The sequence below is a fragment of the Oceanirhabdus seepicola genome, assembly GCF_023684385.1.
Lineage (GTDB): Bacteria > Bacillota > Clostridia > Clostridiales > Clostridiaceae > Oceanirhabdus > Oceanirhabdus seepicola.
Map to the genome: position 1 here is coordinate 373682 of NZ_JAGSOJ010000004.1, position 16020 is coordinate 389701.

Below are 16020 nucleotides of genomic sequence, written 5' to 3' on the forward strand. Positions count from 1 at the left end.
ATTTATAAAAGTTGGCTTAAAATTATTTTTTATTCATATATATCTGAAAACTCAATATTTATTCTTTCTACATAGTCTTGCTTCTGATTATTATCTATTTTCTTCATAGTAACTTCATCTAAAATTTTAACTGGTAATGTTATTATAAACTCTGTTCCTTTTCCATATTCACTTTCAACCTCAATACTTCCCTCATGCATCTCTACAAGTGATTTAACTAAAGCTAATCCTATCCCACTTCCTTCATGATTTCTTGTGGTTGACTTGTCTACTTGTCCAAATCTATTAAATATTACACCTATCTTATTTTCCGGTATACCAATTCCTGTATCCTTTACAGAAATCATAATACTGTTTCCTTTATCATAGATATTTACAGTTATACTACCGCCTGACTCTGTAAATTTTATTGAATTTGATATTAAATTCAAAACAATTCTTTCAATTTTATCTGGGTCACAAGCCATGATTTTTTCTTCAACATCAGTATCAAAGATGATTTCAATGTTTTTATTCTCTATGTATTGTGCTACTGATAATATTATATCTTCAACAGTACTTACTATATTGCAATTTTGCAATTCTATATTGAAATAGTTTGAGTCAATTTTAGTAATATCAATTAAGTTATTTATTAATCTTAACAATCTATATCCATTTTGATTTAAAATTTTAAGATACTGATTAAACTTATCTTCATTCTCTCCTTTTGTTATATCTTTTACCTTTAATAATTGAACTATAGAAAAAATTAAATTTAATGGAGTTTTAAATTCATGAGATAAATTTGTGAAAAACTCATTTCTTAATCTCTCATATTCTATTGCTTCTTTTAAACGTCTTTCTTCCTCTTTTATTCTCTTTTGTAATTCTTCTGCTCTTTTGCGCTCTGAAATATCTCTTATAATAGAAAGTATTGCTAATTCTCCCTCGACCTCATAATTGGTATCACACACTTCCACCTCTATACTTCTTCCATCAACTGTAATTAACTTTACTTCAATAATTCTTGGACTATTTCCCTTTTTCATAAAATCAGTATGTTCTCTAACTTTTTCATGATAATCTTTATGCATTAGCTCAAATACACTTTTTCCTATAAATTCTTCTGGACATTTTGCCCCCATAAGCTTTGTTAATGCATGATTCACAAATGTAATTTTCCCATTTATATGAGTACAAATACTATCAGGTGAAGATTCAACAAGATGTCTATATCTTTCCTCACTTTTTGCTAACTTTTCATCTGATTTCTTTAAGTCAGTTATATCACGCCCTAAATATACTAGTCCTTTCTTATCTCCATTATCATGAAAAATTGGAATCTTAATTAAGTCATATACTTTATAGTTTCCATCCTTTTGTGGAACTATTTCTTCTTCTCGGAACATTTCTCCTCTTTCCCATGTATAATCATCTGATTCTTTATAAGTTAAAAAGTATTCTTTATAAAGAGGATTTACATTTCCTATTTCTACGTCTGTCTTTCCTTTATAATCAATTTCCTCTAAGTTAAAAGCCTCAATAGTAGCTTGGTTAACTTCAAGATACCGTCCTTCACCATCTTTAAATCCCATAATATCCGGACCAGCATTTATAAGAATTCTAAGCCTCTGTTCACTTTCTCTTAAAGACTTTTCAGCTTTCCTTCGTTTAGAAATATTTATATGAAGCATAATATTATTTATTATAAGAATTACAATTATTAAAAATAATCCAAATTTAAAATTATCTTTTGATATAGAAAATTTATCATCTGGCTTATTAATAACAGTGCTATCTTTAGGCAAATTATAAGTTTTAAAACCAAAAGCCTTCATTTCATTATAATCAAACATATATGCATTAGTACTTTGTGTTAAAATTGGTATCAATTCAATATTTTCACCATTTAAAACACGTAAAGCTAATTCAGTTGCATACTTACCTTGATTAAATCCACAGGTTAACTTTCCCCCTACAGTTCCATGGTCTAATTTTGCTCCAACCTCAAGGGAATATACAGTCGTACTTAGGAACATGACAATAAAAAAATTAAAAATTAATAAGAATATATATTTAAAGTAATTGTTTTTAAAATTCTTCACTATTGAGCACCCCATTATATTGAATTTTAATATATTATTTCAAAAAAAAAGGACCTCTACCCCTGTCCCCCATTGTCTTATTTAAATCTCATCAACTATGACTTTTTCCACTAAAATACTACAATGAATTTATAAAAACTCATTCATATAATATACTTCAACAAAATTTCATTTCTTCCTTTGGAGAAATAAGTCGAATCCATTAAAATCATTTTACACAATTCGACTCGCAAAGTTCAATAATATCTTTTAAATAAATACTTCAGATATTTTAACAACTTAATTAAAAAATTATTTTCTTATTGGATTGCTTACAATGTTAAGATTTTTTCACCTTTATAGGTATCCAGATTTCAATTATATATTCATTTTCATCTTCCTTATCAGAAAGACTTATAATTGATTTTTCCATAGCATCATCTTCTATCAAATATCCATTCTTATCAATCCAGTCTATCATCTTTGAATATGTATCAGTAATATCTCCATAGTTTCCTCTATATACAGAAAATGCATAAAGTCTGTTTGGTATAACCTGTACTTTACAGCTTTTGAATTCACCTTTGTATTCGGATATCATTCCACACTTAACATATTTAACCTTGTGTTGCAGAAGTTCTTTTTTCCTTGAGAAAAATACAAAGTCTGATATAGATGCCCATTTACTATCAATTTTATTATTTAGTTCTATTATATTTTTTAAATTGAATTTATCTTCATCACTTTCTATTGGCATAGTTATAGCCCACATTTTAGGACTTTTCTTAATATAAATCTCATTAATATCTCTATCTAAATTATCTATTCTATATTTTAATTTATTTATACTTTCCTTCATCATTATTAAGTCATTAATCTGATTTTCTATATCTATTTGTTGTTTTCCTAAATAATCAGAGAACTTTTTTAAATTTTTATCATATAAGATAACTTTTATATCATTTAAAGACATATCCACTAATCTTAAGGATTGTATCATATATAATAAATCAAATTGCTTTACACCGTAATATCTATAAATTTTATTTTTCAACTTTATAGGTTTAAGTAGTCCTATTTTATCATAATGTCTAAGTGTATCCGCAGATATATCAAAAATTTTTGCTACCTCTCCGATTAAATAGTATTCCTTCATTTTATTCCTCCACTGTTTACAAAATTATATTAAATTCCACACAAAAATCACTTCTATGGCCATCATATCACTTGCGATATGATGTTCAACAAATATATTATATCAATAAAATAAAAAACCTAAAAAACTTAGGCTTAGTTTTCTAGGTAGTTAGAATCAATATACACAATCTTCCCTTCAAGAAAAGTCATCATTACTTTAGTTTCACTAATCTTGTTGCTAGGTATATCAAATATATTTTCACTTAAAACAACTAGATCTGCTTTTTTTCCTACTTCAATGGATCCTGTGATATCTTCTTGTCTCATAAGATAAGCTCCATTAATTGTATATGCATCAATTACTTCTTCTAATGCGATACTCTCATTTTCATTTAAAGCATAATCTAAGTTTGAAGCTCCAACTTCTTTTCTTGTCACTGCTACTTCAATTGCCTTTAACGGTTCGTAAGTTGTAACAGGCCAGTCACTTCCCATAGTAATCAATGCACCATTTTCTTTTAAAGTCTTAAAGGGAAAGAATTTTTCAATTCTTTCTTTACCAAGTGATTCCTCGTATCCATACATAAATGGTTGGGCCCAAAAAGCCTGATAATTGGCAATAACATTCAATTTATTAAATCTCTCTATATCATTATCATCTACAAGATATAGATGACATAAAATATGTCTAGTATCATCAATTTGATTAAATTTCTTTGCATATTCCAATGCATCCAATCCATGTCTTGTTGCCTTATCACCAGCAGCATGCATATGAATACTAAAACCTAAGGCTTCAAGCTCAGTACAATATTCATTCAATCTCTCCTGATTAAATGTTAGCATTCCAGTATTATTATCACTTTTATAATAAGGCTCAATCAACGCTGCCGTCTGCATTTCCAAAGTTCCATCCAAAAGTAACTTAACTTGATTTGCCTTAACCCTAGGTGAAAGCTGCCCTTGTCTACTCTTTAATTTTTTCAACTGAGAATCTCCTTTTGCAGGATCAACCCAAAGAGCTAGATTCACTCTTGCATTCAGTTCACCCTTTTTATCAACATAAGTATACAATTTATCGGTTTCTTTATTATTTACTTGTGCTTCTACAAATGATGTAACCCCTGCCTGATTCAATATCTCTACTGCTTTTTTAAGTCCCTTTTCCATTTCTTCAGTTGAAAGTTCAAAAGCTTGGTAGGTTACTAAGTTCATTGCATCATCTTCCAAAAATAATCCTGTAGGTTCTCCATTCTCATCTTTAACAATTACTCCGTATTCTGCAATAGTCTCCTTATGGATTCCAGCTACTTCTAGCATTTTACTATTCGCCCAAGCTGCATGACCAGCATTATCAATAAAAACAGCTGGCTTATCAGGAATTATTTCGTCTAAATCATATTTGGTTGGATACTCTTCACCAAAGTTTTCAAGATTGAATCCCATACCAATAACATATTCTCTATCCTTTTGTGATTCTGATGCTTTATAAATTGCCTCTAGATATTCATCCTTACTCTTAAGAGAAAACATATTACATGTACTTAAGGCAGTACCCATCATAACAAATGGATGTACATGAGTATCATGAAATCCTGGTAGTAATGACTTACCCTTTAAATCTATTATTTCAGTATTATCATCAATATATTTTTCAGCCTCAACATTACTACCTACAAAAGTAATAATACCTTCCTTTATCACAACAGCTTCAGCCCATTCCATATCTTTATTAGCTGTATATACTGCACCATTTATAAATACCCTATTAACCCCTACTTTTCTATCTCTCTTACTTCTCTCTCTTTCATTAGTTTCTTTACTCTTATTACCATCACAACCTAAGAAAGCAAAAGTAATACAAGTAATAAGTACAATTAAAATGATTTTTTTCATAAACCCTTCAGCTCCAATCTATTCTCCTACAACTAGTTTTTTATTAATTAAATTGTATACCTTGGAATCGTTCTAAGGTCAAGAATTATTTATATTATTATCTAATTTCCTTAAAACAAATAAGTAATGCCTCAACATTAAAGTTGAGACATTACTTATTTATTTTATTAAATTCCCAACAAAACAACCAAAATTAATATTAGTTTCATCTTCATATTATTTGAAAAGTGCTTTTTTTATCCTAATTAGCCCCTCTTCTAAAATAGCTCTCGGGCAAGCATAATTAATTCTAATAAATCCTTCTCCCTCAGAACCAAACATTGCTCCTCCGTCTAATACCACTTTTGCATCTTCGCTTATCTTTCTTTCTAGTTCTTTATAATCACTTTCAACCTCTCTGAAATCTAACCAAGCTAAATAAGTTCCCTCAGGTTTTGTATATCTAACATTTGGCATTTTTTCTTTAACAAAAACATCAATAAAATCTGCATTTCCATCTAAATATGTAAGCAACTGTTCAAGCCATTCTTCCCCTTCTTTTGAATATACTGAATGAACAGCATCTATTGCAAATATATTCGGTAATGGAGCCATCATAAATGATTTTATATATTGCTTTTCAATTTTATCTCTTATTTCTTTATTTGGAATGATAATATTAGAAATCTGTAACGCTGCCAGGTTAAAAGTCTTACTTGGTGCTGTACAAATAACAGATTTGTTTTCAAATTCTTTTCCCAACACTCCATAAGTAGTATGTTTATTACCTGATAATATTAGATCACTGTGAATTTCATCAGCTACCACTATTACATTATACTTATTACATATATCTCCTAGTTTTTTCAATTCTTCTTTTTCCCATACTCTACCTACTGGATTATGAGGGCTACATAAAATTATCAATTTACACTTTGGATCCCTTGCCTTCTCTTCTAAATCCTCGTAATCCATCACATATTTCCCTTCTTTACTAATAAGAGAATTGTTAACTACCACTCTATCATTATTCTCAATTGAACTTTTGAATGGATAGTATACAGGCTGTTGAATGATTACTTTATCTCCTGGATCTGTTAATGCTCTTATTATGAAATTTAGAGCAGGAACAATCCCTGGTGAATTAATAACCCATTCAGATTTAATTTCCCAATCATATCTTTTTTGATACCAATAATTCATAGCTGAATAATACTCATCAAGGGGCATACTGTATCCAAAAATACCATGTTCTGCTCTCTTTTTAATAGCATCTATTACTCCCTGAGGACATCTAAAGTCCATATCTGCAACCCACATAGGTAATAAATCTTCTCCTTTTACATCCATATGCTTTTCAATTAATTTCGGATCCCATTTTAAGGAATTTGTTCCTCTTCTATCTATTATCTCATCAAAATTATATTTCATTGTTAAAATTCACTCCCTTCTTTTTATCTATATTACAATTTATATATTTTAATATCCTAAATGCTCAATTCTTTCAAGGGCTTCTATTGCCTCCTGTGGCTCCATTCTCTTAGTATAATCAGTATTTACATAAGATAGAATTATATTTCCCTTAATATCAACTACATATGTCGCTGGGACAGGTAGTTCATAATTATCATTTCCTTGTGATTTCACTAAATCGATTCCTAAATTTTTATAAGCTTGTTGCAATTCATCTTCAACGAGATAACTTAAACCAAATTCATTTGCAACTTTATTCTCAATATCACTTAAAATTTGGTATTTTAAAGAGTATTTGTCTACCAAAGACAAAGAATTATCTGGTAACTCTGGGGAAATAGCTATAAATTCAGCACCTAAACCTTTTATTTCTGGAAGTCTTTCTTGGTAACTACCAAGTTCTAAATTGCAATACGGTCACCATCCACCGCGATAAAAACTTATGACTAATGGACCATTTTCCAATAAATCATATGAATCTATTTTTTCTCCAACAGCATTTTTAAGTATAAAGTGAGGTATTTGATCTCCTACTTTTAAAGCTTTTTTTTCTATTTCTTTTTCTGCAACTTTTTGTGCTTGTCTCTTTAGCAGTTCTATAATATCTTGCGGAGCTTTCTTAATAAAATCTTCATCTACTTTTTTTAAATCTAGTTTTAAATTCATATTTTAACCTCCATTTTCTATGTAATAGTTTTTATAATTTTATCACTCTTATTTCTTAATAATTTACATTACTTTTTTCGTGAATTGTGCAATACTTTTCTTAAAATAGATTATAAATGAATGTTCATTTATTGTCAATATCCATTTAAATATAATAGCTTCACTAATAGAATTAATTATTTCAGAATCTTCATTTACTGAATCAATTATTAAATTACTTTTTATATAAAGTAACTCCTTAAAAGATCACATTGGCTCTTAAGGAGTTTGTATTGATATTTTTTTAATTTTTAAGCTTTTAAACTAATCACTTCTGCTATTTTCTTACCCAACATAGTAGCTCTTTCTACTGCTTCTTTGTCTTTATCAAAAACATAGAAAACATCTTTAGTTATTTTAGCATCATCACCAAATTTTGCACGGAAAGCACTATTCCCACATGTTTCACCCTTACCACATTTATAACATGAAGCATTTCCACCTATTGATAACGCTCCAACTTCTTTCATTTTATATGCTTGAAAAACAGATGATAATTCTTCTTTTACTGTTTGTTGATCAAATAGGCCACCAGCTACTGATGCAACTAATTTTCCTTTTAATATATTGTTATGGAATAGTGGAAACATTCTTTCAATAAATACCTTAGTTAATCCATTTAGTTTACCAAATCTAGCTAATCCACCTATCAGTATACCATCTGCATCTTCAATTTTACCTAATAGCTCATTGATGTCATCTTTTAAAACACAACGATTAGTGTGTGCACATCCTACACAGCCAGTACAATATTTCATATTAAGATTGCTTAATATGATTAATTCCCATTCTTGTCCTGTAGACTTCAATATCTGTTCCATTGCCTTTTCAACAACACCTGATTTCACTGTACTTCCGCTAAAGCCAATAATTTTCGCCATTTTGTACTCCCCTAAACTTATTTATATTTTTTTCAACATATATATTAATTAATATTGTATTATTAACTAACTATCTTATAACAAAGATTAAATTCTGATTCTTTCGTCATGAATTCTGTCATTTTTGGAGCTATTCTTCCCAAATGTTCTGATTTCATATGATTATCAAAGTCTTCTTTAGTTTCCCATTGTTCAAGAACTATAAGAAGTGCTGGATTCTCTTCATCCTGATACATTTCATATTGTATGTAACCTTTTTCTTTTTTTGTTGGTTCAATCATTCCTTTGAATACTTCTACAAATTCATCTATTTGGTCTTCTTTAACATATATTTTTGATACTGTCTGCACCATTTTCTCTACACTCCTCTTATAAACAATTTATTAATATATTAGAAATTAGAGATATCTCACAGTTATTTCAAACCGAAACAACTGTGGTCCTATCTTAATTTTTATATTTCAAATCCTACTCTAAATCCTTCATCTATAGCTTCAAATCCTTTTCTAACCTTTACTGCATCTCCAATAGTTATAACTTTTTCAACTTTACCTTCTAGCTTTGCAGCTAATTCATTTACAGTTCTAGAACCAATTGCCATAACAACTGTATCTATATTTTCTAATTTAGACTGTTTTCCTTCTTTATCAGCAATTACAACTTCATTATTTAAAATTTCTTTTACTGAAGTATTAGTTAATATTTGTACTTTGTTTTTCTCTAAATCTTTAAATAAGAAATGATTTACTGCTGGTTCTCCACCTTTAGCTATTTCAGGCATCATTTCAACTATTGTAACCTTTTTGTTGTGATTAGCAAGATGAGCTGCTGTTTCTGCTCCAACTGCTCCACCACCTATTACAACTACATTTGCTCCAACATCTTTTAAACCGGCTAAAACATCATTAGCTATTACAACATTCTCTTGATCTTTTCCTGGTATATTAGGTACAAATGGTTTTGCTCCAGTAGCTACTATAACTGTATCTGGCTTCATATCTTCAACTATTTCCTCAGTTAGACCAGTGTTTAAATATACATTTACCCCTAATTTTTCTATTTGATTTTTTTGCCATACTGTAAATGTATTTAGTTCTTCTTTTGATGGTGGAACTGCTGCTAAAATCCATTGTCCGCCCAATTTATTATTTTTCTCATACAAATGAACTTCATGCCCACGTTTAGCAGCAACTATAGCAACTTCCATTCCCGCTATACCGCCTCCAGCGATAAGTACTTTCTTTTTATCTTCAGCTTCTTCAAACTTAAACTCACTTTCGTTACCTGTCATTGGATTTACAAGACATTGTACAGGTAATTGTAAAACATTTCTTCCAGCACATCCTTGTAAACATCCTATGCAACGAGTTATCTCATCAAGTCTGCCTTCTTTTGCTTTGTTTGGTAAATATGGATCTGCAAGAGATGCTCTTCCCATAGATACTAAATCCGCTTTTCCAGCAACAAGAATAGATTCAGCTATTAAAGGATCATTTACCCTTCCAACTGTAATTACAGGTATAGAAACCACTTTCTTTATCTCAGCTGAAATATCAGAACTCCAACCATGTTTTACTGCAGCTGGTGGTATGATGTATTGAGCACTTGCATAAACCCCATTTGTTGCATGGATTGCATGTACACCTGATTCTTCTAACATCATAGCAATAACTTTACTCTCTTCTGTTGTTAATCCACCTTCAACAAGTTCATTTACTGACATTCTATATATTAGTGGAAAATCTTCTCCAATTTTCTTTTTCATATTTTCAATTACTTCTAATGCAAATCTTGCTCTGTTTTGAATATTTCCTCCATATTCATCTGTTCTTTTATTAGAAAATGGTGACATAAACTGATTTATAAGATATCCATGAGAACCATGAACCTCTATACCATCAAACCCAGCCTTTTTACCTCTTAAAGCTGCATCTCCAAATTTTTCTACAATTTCATGTATTTCTTCAACAGATAATTCCTTAGGAGTTTCTCCTATAGTAGGGTCTGGTATAGGTGAAGGTGCTACTGGTTGTACACCAGTTATTGCACTAGCGGTTTGTCTTCCAGCATGATTAATTTGAACAACTATCTTTGCCCCATGTTTATGTGCTTTGTCTGTTAACTCTTTATGGCTTTCAATTTGATCATCATTCCATAGCCCTGGAAGTTTTAAAAATCCTTTAGCTTCTGGATCCATAGTATAGTTTTCTGGAATTATAAGTCCCCATCCACCTTTTGCCTTCTCTTCTATATAAGCAATAAATCTCTCATTAGCTGTACCATCTTCATTTGCAAAGTTAACTACCATTGGCGGTACAACCAATCTATTTTTTACTTCCATAGTTCCAATTTTTATTGGTTCAAATACTTTATTTAACATATAAAATTATCTCCTTCTTCATAATGTTTACTAAACACTCTGTACTAACACTCTTCAAAGTCCCAACTCCAAAGAGTCAGGACTTTGATTTTTAAAGAACTTCTAATACTTCTTCCGGTTCTAATCTTCTTGTATAATCAATATCTATATGAGCTAATATTACTGTTCCATCCCCATCAACTACATATGTTGCCGGTACTGGTAGTTCAAAATTTTCATTACCTTGTGTTTTAGGTAAATCTACTCCAAATTTTTCATAAAGAGGTTTTAATTCATCTGTAAGTTCAAATACAATACCAAATTTTCTTGCTATATCATTATTAAGGTCACTTAATATTTCAAAATCTAATTCAAGTTTTTCAGAAAGACTCAAAGAGTTATCTGGCAATTCTGGTGAGATTGCTACAAGTTGTGCTCCTTTTGAGTGGATTTCAGGAAGTATCTCTTGGTACCCGCCAAGTTCTATATTACAGTATGGTCACCAAGCTCCTCTATAAAAGTTCATAACTAAAGGTCCTTTAGCTAATAACTCACTAGATTTTATTACTTTTCCTAAAGCATTTTTTAGTTCAAAGGAAGGCATCTTATCCCCCACCTTTAATGCTTTTTCTTCAACTTTTTCTTCTGCAAGCTGTTGAGATGCTCTTTCAAAAGTATCCAGTACTTCTTGTGGTGCACTTTTAGCAAACTCTTCATATATTTTTTTAAGCTGCTCACTTAAATTCATAATATTACCTCCATTTAAATATTGATTATTTATTATTAAAAATTAAACTCCAATAACTTCTTTAACTTCTGGTATTTCTTCTTTTAATACTCTTTCAATTCCAGCTTTCAATGTCATTTGCGCTCCTGGACATCCTGCACATGCTCCTTGAAGCTCAACTTTAACAACTCCATCTTCGCTAACACTTACAAACTTCACATCTCCACCATCTCTTTGGAGCATTGGACGTACTTTTTCTAAAACTTCAATTACTCTTTTTTCCATAGTTATCTCTCCTTTTAATCAATTTATAATATATATTTCATTTATTTATCATAGATTATTTTCTTTTTATTAACGAACGTTCATTCATTAATAGAATTATAAGTGAATGTTCATTCATTGTCAATGGGTTTTATATATATATTTATTTAATAATTCTGCTTACCTATTTATTGAATATACATGACGCTCCTTCTGGATTGAAACATCTATTACAAGATATACATTTTGCTTTTTCTGTATTTCCTTCTACCCATCTTTTTATAAGTTTAGGTTCTCTTATAAGCGGTCTTGATAAAGAAATGGCTTCAATATTTGTTTCTTCTAGTATATCTTCTGCAACCTCTATGCTTCTTATACCACCTACTAAAATTACTGGAATAGAAACTTCTTGTGCTATTTCTGCTGCATAATCCTTATGATATGCTTCTTGTTCTTTTAAATGAATTTTAGATCTTGCTGGACCATATTCTCCACCAGCTGCTCCTCCACTTATTTCAATAGCATCAAATCCTGCATCTGCAAAAATTTTAGCAGCTTCCTTACATTCTTCAAAAGTAAAACCATTACCATTCTCAAAGAAGTCAGAAGAATTTATTTTAATAAATACTGGAAAATCTGTTCCGCATTTTGTTTTTATACTATCCAATACCTCAAGCATAATTCTTGTTCTATTTTCTAAACTTCCTCCATACTCATCAGTTCTTCTGTTGTGATAAGGACTTAAAAATTTACTGAATAAAAATCCATGAGCAGCATGTACTTGTACTCCATCAAATCCTGCTTTCTTACTTCTTAATGCTGCTTCTCCAAATTGTTCAACAAAACTTTGAATCTCAGCTTTTGTCATTTGAAGGGTTCCCCCATGTCCTAATTGCGGAATAATTTTACTGTGATTTTTGTGTGCTACATCCACTAGCTTTTTTAAACCTTCTAAGTATGAATCATCATGTATTCTTAACAGCTTGGAATTATCAGCACCTTCAATTATTCCCATAGTTCCTGTAATAATTAATCCTACTTGACCTTCTGATAACTCTCTATACATATCTAAAAGATCTTCAGTCACATATCCATCTATAGTAGCTTTTTGTACTACAGTTGCAGACCTTATAAATCGATTATTTACTTCAATTCCACCAAGATTGATTTTTTCAAAAACTTTTTTATTCATTCACATCCAACCTACCTTATAGTATTGATATTTTAGTTACCATTCCTAAATCTTATTGTACCTTTAATGAATATTCATTCATTAATAAATTATAAGTGAATGTTCATTCATTGTCAATACATGTTTTAATATTCAATAGTATTCCAAACCACTTCAAACATTTAATCAATTTGATCTTCTGAAAAACTACCTTCACACCCTAATGAATTTTCTACAATTTGTTGTATGTGATCTAATAACAATTAAACAAAATACTGAAAATTAAAAGGAAAGCCAAGCTTATTTAAAAAGCCTGGCTTTTACATACCATAAATATCTTTACTTATGCCATTCTTTAACTGGTTCTAGAACAGTGATTATTCTATCACTTTCAAGCATCTCAGGAATATTTTCTTCATATTCTTTTCTGTATTCCTTTACCTTTAACTGGTTCTCGAAAAATGCATCCATACTTGGTTCATTCCAAATTTCATATACAGTAAATTTTGTTGAATCATCAGGATGTGTATGGAAGTAACATGATACAAATGTATCTTCAACTGCCATACTATCGAGAACATATAAAAGAGATTCTTTAAACTTCTCAACATAATCAGGTTTTACTGTGAATTGTACTGTGAAAGCTATACTTTTAGACATTATTAGTCCTCCCTAAGTTTTTTCTTTTGATATTTTAAATATATTTAATATATTTATTATCTTTAGTTTTTCAATTATATATTTTTTTATCACATATAGAATTAATTATAAACAGTTATTACTTGTAAATTCATCTTTCTTATAGTACTGTTTATTATTTTACATTTAAAGCTTCTTTTATTGCCCTAAAATAATTACCTGACATCTTTTGGCTAATATCAGCAGTTGGTACAAATACTTCTCCACTATGATACATTCCAGGATACACTGCTAATTCAGTTGGTACACCAACCGCCATTAAACGTTGTGCATAATCAATTACTTCGTCTCTAAAAAGATCAACTGCACCTACTGTAATAAAAGTCTTTGGTAATCCAGTAAGATCTTTTGCTCTCGCTGGTGATGCATAAGGCGATGCCTCAAGTCCAGGTGTTCCATTAAGATACATTTCCCAAGCATTAAAAGATGTTTTTCTACTCCAAACCGGATAATCTTCAACAGAACCTGATGGAGTATCGTGTAAGTTATCCAACATAGGATAAAGTAATAATTCTAAAGCTATTTCAGGTCCATTTTTATCACGATTATGAATAGCAATACCTGCTGCCATTCCTGCTCCAGCACTATCTCCACCTATTGCGATACGACTTGAATCTACACCTAATTCTTTAGCATTTTCTACCATCCATAAAAATGCATTGTAGCTGTCATTATGTCCAGCTGGGAAAGGATGCTCTGGAGCTAACCTATAGTCTACAGATACTACTACTGCATCTAACTCCTTAGCAAGCATACCTGCAAAATCTGTTTCTCCACTTCCTAAAATATAGCCACCACCATGAGTCCAAAGTACTCCAGGTTTATCTGTACTTGCACTATCTTCTTTTTCGTAAATATAAACTGTTACTTTTCCATCTTTTGTATCTATTTCTTTTTTATCTACTTTAACACCTTCTACACCCTTTGCCTTAAGCATTGGCTCCATCATTGCTCTTATATCATTTAAAGATTCTCTAGTAATTTCCGCTAATTCAGGCGGAAGCATATCTAATGGAGCTGTTATTTCAGGATCAATAAAATCTCTAACATTCTTAGCTATTTTAACTCCATTATTATCTTTTTTAGTAGAATCTTTTTCTTTTTGAGTCGAATTCATTTCTTTCTTAGTAGAATTTACTTCTTTTGAAGAACATCCAAAAGTGAAAGTTGTTACAAATAATACTAATAATACACCTAACACTGCTTTTCTTTTAAGTTTATACATATTGATTTCTCCTTTAATATTATTACTTACGAATACAATTCTTTATTTAATATATAATTTTAATTCATTCGGAAATTTTTATTATTTCTTTTTATGCTTTTCAATGTAATCATAACTAGCTTCAGTATAATCCCTCTTTCCTATATATTTATCTGAAACTTTATCACTCCAAATTGCAGTAGCATCTTGATTTTGATTCCAATCGAAAATAGTCAATCTGTAGTTCATTCTCCATTCATCATTTCTCTTCTCTAACTCGAAGTAGTGTCTTCCTCCAAGGATTCCTTCTTTTTCAACACCATTCTCTTCTCCAACATGGTATGCCCATACATAAGTTTCAGCAGTAGCTTTGTCTCCATCTAATTCAATTAAAATATTGCTAATACGATGTTGTGTAGCCTTTAATGCTGTAAACCCTTTCATGGCTTCCGGTACAAATTCCCACGCATTATCTTTCCAAGAAAATAATTCTGGATAAATAGGATCTTGATGTTCTTCTATTGCATCTTCCCAATAGCATGATTTCATCAAATCTCCGTCCATTCTGTCCAATGAACGAGCATGTTTGTACATCAATTGCTCAATCTCTTGTCTGTCCCACACTTCTTGTATCTTCTGTTCCATAGTTTTTTTACTCATTATAATCTCTCCTTTTATTTCTTAAATATTTTATATAAAACATTCATTAATGAATGTTCATTTACTATATTTTAAAAAAATATCTGAATTTTATTATTCTTATCATATAGCCTTTTCTAAAATGAATATTCATTTACCTAATCTCCTTAAAAAATTGTCTTATTAAAAAGACAATTTTTTAATATTCAATGGAATTCCAAACCAATTCAAACATTTTATCAATTTCTTCTTCGGAAAAATTAACTCCCCCAACAAAGAAATCTTCTGCAATACTTTCTATTGGTGAAAATAATATTGAATCAATTATTTTATTACTTAAGTCCTTTATCTCCTTGTTTTCTTTAAACTTATTTAACAAGCCATCTAACTTTACGCTATATTGCTGTGCTTGAATCTCATCATACAAACAAGGGCAACTAGAAAATTGTTTTATAAAATAAAATTCATCTTCGTGGTTGATAATATAGTTGTAATAAGATTTATATATAGTTCTCAAAGATTCTTTAGCGTTCATCTCAGAGTTTATATTTAAGTGTATAAAATTATGTCTTTCCATTCTTAATTCATGATAAATCTCATGTATCATAATACTTTTATTTTCATAATAAATATAAATAGTAGCTGGCGAAACCCCTGCTTCTTTAGCAATCTTTGCCATAGATATACCATGAAATCCATAATCACGAATTAATTTAATAACGGTCTTCTTTATAGCTTCAATTTTTTTATCATCTTTTTTTCTCAACGTTATGACTTCCTTTCTAAACTTATTATAAATGAACGTTCATTCAGTGTCAAT

The 16020-nt window shown here is 30.0% G+C and carries 16 protein-coding genes and 1 pseudogene; all 17 read right to left on the reverse strand.

From position 1 onward, the window contains the following. Window positions 1-29 precede the first annotated feature (29 nt). The 17 genes and pseudogenes from KDK92_RS18755 to KDK92_RS18835 all read right to left on the reverse strand — a co-directional run bounded on the left by KDK92_RS18755 (window position 30) and on the right by KDK92_RS18835 (window position 15966). A complete protein-coding gene (locus tag KDK92_RS18755) occupies window positions 30-2087 on the reverse strand; it encodes a sensor histidine kinase (RefSeq protein ID WP_250860925.1) in 2058 nt (685 codons plus the stop codon). A 319-nt stretch (window positions 2088-2406) separates the two neighbouring features. After that, window positions 2407-3222: a MerR family transcriptional regulator gene (locus KDK92_RS18760; RefSeq protein ID WP_250860926.1), complete on the reverse strand. Its 816-nt coding sequence runs from the start codon at window positions 3220-3222 to the stop codon at window positions 2407-2409. 134 nt (window positions 3223-3356) lie between these two features. Beyond that, window positions 3357-5099, reverse strand: a complete 1743-nt coding sequence (locus tag KDK92_RS18765; protein WP_250860927.1) for an amidohydrolase — start codon at window positions 5097-5099, stop codon at window positions 3357-3359. A 216-nt stretch (window positions 5100-5315) separates the two neighbouring features. Then, the gene (locus KDK92_RS18770) at window positions 5316-6509 is read right to left on the reverse strand and encodes a MalY/PatB family protein (protein ID WP_250860928.1); all 1194 of its coding nucleotides are present in this window, start codon (window positions 6507-6509) and stop codon (window positions 5316-5318) included. A gap of 48 nt (window positions 6510-6557) precedes the next feature. Next, a pseudogene (locus KDK92_RS18775) lies at window positions 6558-6956 on the reverse strand (redoxin domain-containing protein); the annotation flags it as partial. A gap of 12 nt (window positions 6957-6968) precedes the next feature. Continuing rightward, window positions 6969-7217, reverse strand: coding sequence for a peroxiredoxin family protein (locus tag KDK92_RS18780; RefSeq protein ID WP_250860929.1), 249 nt, complete (start codon window positions 7215-7217; stop codon window positions 6969-6971). A 290-nt stretch (window positions 7218-7507) separates the two neighbouring features. After that, window positions 7508-8137 (reverse strand): flavodoxin family protein, encoded by a 630-nt coding sequence (locus KDK92_RS18785; protein ID WP_250860930.1) that lies wholly within the window; start codon window positions 8135-8137, stop codon window positions 7508-7510. Window positions 8138-8199: 62 nt separating this feature from the next. After that, on the reverse strand, window positions 8200-8490 hold the full coding sequence (locus KDK92_RS18790) for a putative quinol monooxygenase (protein ID WP_250860931.1): 291 nt from the start codon (window positions 8488-8490) through the stop codon (window positions 8200-8202). A 101-nt stretch (window positions 8491-8591) separates the two neighbouring features. Beyond that, on the reverse strand, window positions 8592-10517 hold the full coding sequence (locus tag KDK92_RS18795; protein WP_250860932.1) for an oxidoreductase: 1926 nt from the start codon (window positions 10515-10517) through the stop codon (window positions 8592-8594). Between the two features lie 91 nt (window positions 10518-10608). Further along, window positions 10609-10983 (reverse strand): peroxiredoxin-like family protein, encoded by a 375-nt coding sequence (locus KDK92_RS18800; protein WP_338115282.1) that lies wholly within the window; start codon window positions 10981-10983, stop codon window positions 10609-10611. 12 nt (window positions 10984-10995) lie between these two features. Continuing rightward, a complete protein-coding gene (locus KDK92_RS18805) occupies window positions 10996-11244 on the reverse strand; it encodes a redoxin domain-containing protein (RefSeq protein ID WP_250861178.1) in 249 nt (82 codons plus the stop codon). Window positions 11245-11286: 42 nt separating this feature from the next. After that, a complete protein-coding gene (locus KDK92_RS18810; RefSeq protein WP_250860933.1) occupies window positions 11287-11508 on the reverse strand; it encodes a NifU family protein in 222 nt (73 codons plus the stop codon). 163 nt (window positions 11509-11671) lie between these two features. Beyond that, window positions 11672-12679, reverse strand: a complete 1008-nt coding sequence (locus KDK92_RS18815; protein WP_250860934.1) for an NADH:flavin oxidoreductase — start codon at window positions 12677-12679, stop codon at window positions 11672-11674. A 318-nt stretch (window positions 12680-12997) separates the two neighbouring features. Further along, window positions 12998-13318: a putative quinol monooxygenase gene (locus tag KDK92_RS18820; RefSeq protein WP_250860935.1), complete on the reverse strand. Its 321-nt coding sequence runs from the start codon at window positions 13316-13318 to the stop codon at window positions 12998-13000. A gap of 154 nt (window positions 13319-13472) precedes the next feature. After that, a complete protein-coding gene (locus tag KDK92_RS18825; RefSeq protein ID WP_250860936.1) occupies window positions 13473-14582 on the reverse strand; it encodes an alpha/beta hydrolase in 1110 nt (369 codons plus the stop codon). An 81-nt stretch (window positions 14583-14663) separates the two neighbouring features. After that, the gene (locus KDK92_RS18830; protein ID WP_250860937.1) at window positions 14664-15221 is read right to left on the reverse strand and encodes a nuclear transport factor 2 family protein; all 558 of its coding nucleotides are present in this window, start codon (window positions 15219-15221) and stop codon (window positions 14664-14666) included. Window positions 15222-15399: 178 nt separating this feature from the next. Then, on the reverse strand, window positions 15400-15966 hold the full coding sequence (locus KDK92_RS18835) for a TetR/AcrR family transcriptional regulator (RefSeq protein ID WP_250860938.1): 567 nt from the start codon (window positions 15964-15966) through the stop codon (window positions 15400-15402). Between the last annotated feature and the right edge of the window lie 54 nt (window positions 15967-16020).

What these genes read in the sequence shown, in the direction of transcription:
- KDK92_RS18805 (WP_250861178.1), bottom strand. Translation starts at nt 11,244, where the DNA reads ATGAATTTAAGTGAGCAGCTTAAAAAAATATATGAAGAGTTTGCTAAA.
- KDK92_RS18785 (WP_250860930.1), bottom strand. Translation starts at nt 8,137, where the DNA reads ATGGCGAAAATTATTGGCTTTAGCGGAAGTACAGTGAAATCAGGTGTT.
- KDK92_RS18820 (WP_250860935.1), bottom strand. Translation starts at nt 13,318, where the DNA reads ATGTCTAAAAGTATAGCTTTCACAGTACAATTCACAGTAAAACCTGAT.
- KDK92_RS18795 (WP_250860932.1), bottom strand. Translation starts at nt 10,517, where the DNA reads ATGTTAAATAAAGTATTTGAACCAATAAAAATTGGAACTATGGAAGTA.
- KDK92_RS18830 (WP_250860937.1), bottom strand. Translation starts at nt 15,221, where the DNA reads ATGAGTAAAAAAACTATGGAACAGAAGATACAAGAAGTGTGGGACAGA.
- KDK92_RS18765 (WP_250860927.1), bottom strand. Translation starts at nt 5,099, where the DNA reads ATGAAAAAAATCATTTTAATTGTACTTATTACTTGTATTACTTTTGCT.
- KDK92_RS18780 (WP_250860929.1), bottom strand. Translation starts at nt 7,217, where the DNA reads ATGAATTTAAAACTAGATTTAAAAAAAGTAGATGAAGATTTTATTAAG.
- KDK92_RS18790 (WP_250860931.1), bottom strand. Translation starts at nt 8,490, where the DNA reads ATGGTGCAGACAGTATCAAAAATATATGTTAAAGAAGACCAAATAGAT.
- KDK92_RS18815 (WP_250860934.1), bottom strand. Translation starts at nt 12,679, where the DNA reads ATGAATAAAAAAGTTTTTGAAAAAATCAATCTTGGTGGAATTGAAGTA.
- KDK92_RS18760 (WP_250860926.1), bottom strand. Translation starts at nt 3,222, where the DNA reads ATGAAGGAATACTATTTAATCGGAGAGGTAGCAAAAATTTTTGATATA.
- KDK92_RS18825 (WP_250860936.1), bottom strand. Translation starts at nt 14,582, where the DNA reads ATGTATAAACTTAAAAGAAAAGCAGTGTTAGGTGTATTATTAGTATTA.
- KDK92_RS18810 (WP_250860933.1), bottom strand. Translation starts at nt 11,508, where the DNA reads ATGGAAAAAAGAGTAATTGAAGTTTTAGAAAAAGTACGTCCAATGCTC.
- KDK92_RS18770 (WP_250860928.1), bottom strand. Translation starts at nt 6,509, where the DNA reads ATGAAATATAATTTTGATGAGATAATAGATAGAAGAGGAACAAATTCC.